The organism is Dactylosporangium darangshiense (assembly GCF_039537565.1).
Taxonomy (GTDB): Bacteria; Actinomycetota; Actinomycetes; order Mycobacteriales; family Micromonosporaceae; genus Dactylosporangium; species Dactylosporangium darangshiense.
Window position 1 is genome coordinate 1 of the sequence record NZ_BAABAT010000137.1, and the last position, 4,757, is coordinate 4,757.

The 4,757-nt window shown below is 69.8% G+C and carries 1 protein-coding gene; it reads right to left on the bottom strand.

The window, feature by feature from the left end:
• Positions 1-4,757: amino acid adenylation domain-containing protein (locus tag ABD901_RS58090; protein WP_345144881.1), on the bottom strand; the 4,757-nt coding region annotated here is incomplete at both ends.

Sequence of the window (4,757 nt, forward strand, 5' to 3'; positions counted from 1 at the left end):
GTGTGGGTGTGTTCGCCGGAGTGCACGGCGGGTCGGTCGGGGTTGGTGTGGGCGTGTGCGGCGATGAGGGTGTGGACCGGTTGGGCGGGGACGGCGGCGTCGGTGGCGTTCCACGCCTCGAGTTGGGTCCGCTCGGCCGGGGTCAGCACATCGAGCTGCGAGATCGGCCGGTCCGGATCGGCCGCGATCGACTCGAGCAGCAGCAGCAGGTGGGCCGCCATCCGCTGGATCGTGGCGTGGTCGAACAGGGCGGTCGGATACTCGATGGCGCCAATCAACCCGTCGCGGGTCTCCGCGAAGATCAGCCGAAGGTCGAACGGTGCGACAACCCCTTCCCGCGGCGGCGCGTCGGCGGAGGGCGCCTGGAGCTGCGCCGGCGTCTCGTCCGGGGTGAAGTAGTTGAACAGCGTCTGGATGAGCGGGGTACGCGAGCGGTCCCGGTCCCGGACCAGCTCGTCGACGAGCCGCTCGAACGGCAGATCCTGGTGGCCGTAGGCGTCCAGGGCCGTGGCCCTGGTCCGGGCGAGAACCTCGGCGAAGGTCGGGTCGCCGTCGAGGCGCGCCCGAAGCACGAGGGTGTTGACGAAGAACCCGATCAGCGGCTCCGTGCCGGCCTGCGTGCGGTTGGCGATCGGGGTGCCGATGAGCAGGTCGTCCTGGCCCGTGTACCGGTGCAGCAACGCCGTATAGGCGGCGACCAGGGTCATGAACGTCGTGACCCCGTTGCGGCGGGACAGCGCCCGCAGCGCCGCGGCCAGCTCGGCCGGGACGGCGAAGTCCAGGGCCGCGCCGGCGGTGTCGCGCACCGGCGGATGCGGCCGGTCGGTGGGCAGCTCCAGCACCGGCGGGTCGGCCAGCTGCGTACGCCAGAAGTCGAGCTGCGCGTCCAGTACCGCACCGGTGAGCCAGTTGCGCTGCCAGACGGCGTAGTCCGCGTACTGCACCGGCAGCGGCGCCAGCGGCGAGGCCAGCCCGGCGCGGTAGCTGTGGTACAGCTCCGACAGCTCCCGATCGAAGATCTTGGCCGACCACTCGTCGGACACGACATGGTGCAGGCACAGCGCCAGCACGTGGTGTTCGTCGGCCAGCCGGACGAGCGTGGCCCGGATGAGCGGCCCCGCGGCGAGGTCGAACGGGACGGCGGCGTCCCGCCCGACCAGATCCCGGCAGGCCCGCTGCGGATCGGCTTGGTCAGAAACGTCCACAGTAGACAAGCGGAACGGGCCGGGCGGGTCGATAACCTGATGGGGAACGCCGTCGGCGTCGACGACGAGCCGGGTCCGCAGCACCTCGTGCCGCTCGACGATGGCGCTCAGCGCGTCGGTGAGCGCGGTGACGTCGATCGACCCGTTGAACGAGATCGCGGTCGGGTTGTTGTACTCCGTCGACTCCGGATCGAGCTGCGCCACGAACCAGAGTCGCTGCTGCGCAAAGGACAGCGGCAGCTCGGCGCCACGGTCGGCGACGGTGATCGGCGCGCTGGTGGCCGTCGCGCCGCTGCGGGCGGCGGCATCGATGTGGCGGGCGGCAGCGCCGATCGTGGGTTCGTCGAAGAGGACGGCGAGGGGCAGGTCGACGTTGAACGTGGTGCGGATGCGGGTGATGACCTGGGTGGCCAGCAGCGAGTGCCCACCGAGGTCGAAGAAGTTGTCGCTGACCCCGATCTCGTCGAGGTGCAGCAGTTCGGCCCAGATGTGGGCGAGGAGCTCTTCGGTGGGGGTGGTGGGCGGTTGGTAGGTGGTGGTGAGTTCGGGCCGGGCGGTGTCGGGGGCGGGGAGGGCGGTGCGGTCGAGCTTGCCGTTGGCGGTGAGGGGCAGCTGTGTCAGCTCGATGTAGTGGGTGGGGATCATGTGCTCGGGCAGGGTGCGGTGCAGGTGCGCGCGGAGTTCGTCGGCGGGCGGCATGCCGTCGGCGGCGATCAGGTATGCGGTGAGCTGCTGGTCGTGTTCGGTGACGATGGCGGTGGTGATGGCGGGGTGGGTGGTGAGGGCGGTTTGGATTTCGGCGGGTTCGATGCGGTGGCCGCGGATTTTGATCTGGTGGTCGGTGCGGCCGAGGTATTCGAGTTGGCCGTCGGGGCGGTGGTAGGCGAGGTCGCCGGTGCGGTAGAGGCGGCTGCCGTCGCCGGCAAACGGGTTGGGGATGAACCGTTCGGCGGTGCGGGCCGGTTGGTGCAGGTAGCCGCGGGTAATGCCGGCCCCGGCGATGTGGAGTTCGCCGGTGGTGCCGATCGGGACGGGGTTGAGGTGCCGGTCGAGGATGTGGGCGCGGGTGTTGGCGATGGGCCGGCCGATGGTGGCGCCGGTGTGGGAGCCGGTGTGGGTGCTGACCCCGATGGTGGTTTCGGTGGGGCCGTAGTGGTTGATCAGCTGGACCGGGAGGTTTTCGAGGTCTGCGGCGAGGGTGGTGGGGGTGCGTTCCCCGCCGAGGATGAGGGTGTCGCCGGGCAGCAGTTCGGGGAGTGGGTGGTCGGTGGTGAGGGCGGCGAGGTGGGACGGGACGATCTTGAGGTAGTCGATGTGGTGGGTGTGTAGGAAGGTGGCGAGGTAGCCGGGGTCGGTGGTCCGGTCCGGGTCGGGTAGGTGGAGGCTGCCGCCGGTGCTGAGCGCGGCCAGGATGATGGTGTTGCCGAAGTCGGTGGTGGCGGGCTGTAGCAGGGCGTAGCGGCCGCCGGGCCGCCCGGTCCCGGTCCGGTTCGGGATGGCCAGGGTGTAGTTGATCAGGCTGTGGTGGGTGGCGATGACGCCTTTGGGTCGGCCGGTCGATCCGGAGGTGTAGATGATGTAGGCGGCCTGGCTGGGGTGGACCCGTGGTTGTCCGTTGGGGATGGTGGTGGTTGTCGGGTTGTCGAGGATGACGGTTGGGAGCCGTCCGGCGGGCAGGTCGTCGAGTAGGGCGTTGGTGGTGACGAGTACGGCGGTGCCGCTGTCGGCGAGCATGTAGGCCAGTCGCTCGATCGGATGGGTCGGGTCGAGCGGTAGGTAGGCGCCGCCGGCCTTCCATACCGCCAGGATCGCGGTGATCGTGTCGACACCGTGGTCCAGGCATAGTCCGACCACGGTCTCGGCGCCCACCCCCAGCCCGGTCAGCTGCCCGGCGAGCTGATCGGCCTGCGTGTTCAGCTGCGCATACGTCACGACCAGCCCGTCGTCGGTTACCACGGCGGCGGTGTCGGGGGACCGGGTGGCTTGGGCCTCGAACAGTGCGTGGACTCCGTTGAGCGCCGGTAGCACCGCGTCGGTAGCGTTCCACCCGGCCAGCAACTCCGGCTCAGCCGCCGACAGCACCGCCAACCGCGACACCGGCTGATCCGGATTGGCTACCGCCGCATCCAGTACCTGCAGCAGGTGCTCGATCAGTCGCTCGATCCGCAATCGGTCGAACAATGCCGTCGCGTACTCGAACCCGCCGGCCAACCCGGCCGTCGACTCCACCAGCATCAACCGCAGATCGAACTTCGCCACCACGTCTTCGCGGTCGGGCAGGCTTGTGCGCTCAGAGGTCTGGTCGGCGACCAGGTAGTTGAGCAGCGTCTGGACCAGCGGGGTGCGGGAGCGATCGCGGTCCTGGACCAGGGCGTCGACGAGTTGTTCGAAGGGGACGTCCTGGTGGGCGTAGGCGTCGAGGGCGGTGGTGCGGACCTGGGCGAGGAGTTCGGTGAAGGTGGGGTCGTCGTTCAGGCGGGTGCGCAGGACGAGGGTGTTGACGAAGAACCCGATCAGCGCTTCGGTTTCGGCTTGGCCGCGGTTGGCGATCGGTGTGCCGATGAGCAGGTCGGTCTGGCCGGTGTTGCGGCCGAGTACCACTGCGTAGGCGGCGGCCAGGGTCATGAACATGGTGACGCCGTGGCGCCGCGACAGTTCCCGCAATCCTGCGGCCACCTCGTTGGGGACGGTAAAGCCGACGACGGCGCCGGTGGTGGAGCGCACGGCCGGTCGGGGCCGGTCGGTGGGCAGGTCGAGGACCGGCGGGTCGGCGAGCTGGGTCCGCCAGTAGTCGAGCTGGGTGTCCAGGACCTTGCCGGCGAGCCAGTGGCGTTGCCAGGCGGCGTAGTCGGCGTACTGGATCGGGAGCGGGGGCAACGGGTTCGGCGCCCCGGCGCGATACGTCGAGTACAGCGTCGTGAGCTCGTCGTGGAAGATCTCGGCCGACCACTCGTCGTAGGCGATGTGGTGCACGCAGAGCGCCAGCACGTGCAGGTCGGCCGAGACCCGCACCAGGCTGCCCCGCAGCGGCGCCTCGGCGGCCAGGTCGAACGGGACCTCGACGTTCTCGGCGAGCAGCCGGTCGAGGGCCGGACGCGGGTCGACCTCCGCGGACACGTCCGCCAACCGCAGCGGGAACGGCGCCGGCGGGTCGACGACCTGGTACGGCACGCCGTCCGGTCCACTCACGAGCCGGGTCCGCAGGGTCTCGTGCCGTTCGACGATGGCCGTCAACGCGCTCGCCAGCGCGGCGGCGTCGACGTCGCCCCGGAAATGCATCACCGTCGGGTTGTTGAACTCGATCGAATCCGGTTCGAGCTGGTGCAGGAACCACAACCGTTGCTGTGCAAAGGACAGGGGTAGTGGCTGGGTCCGGTCGGCGGGTGTGATGGGCGGGCTGGCCGGGTTGGTGGTGGTGTCGATGGTGTGGGCGAGGTCGTGGATGGTGGGGTGGTCGAAGAGGGTGGCGAGGGGCAGGTCGATGTTGAGGTGGGTGCGGGTTCGTGTGATGGCTTGGGTGGCGAGGAGGGAGTGTCCGCCGAGGTCGAAGAA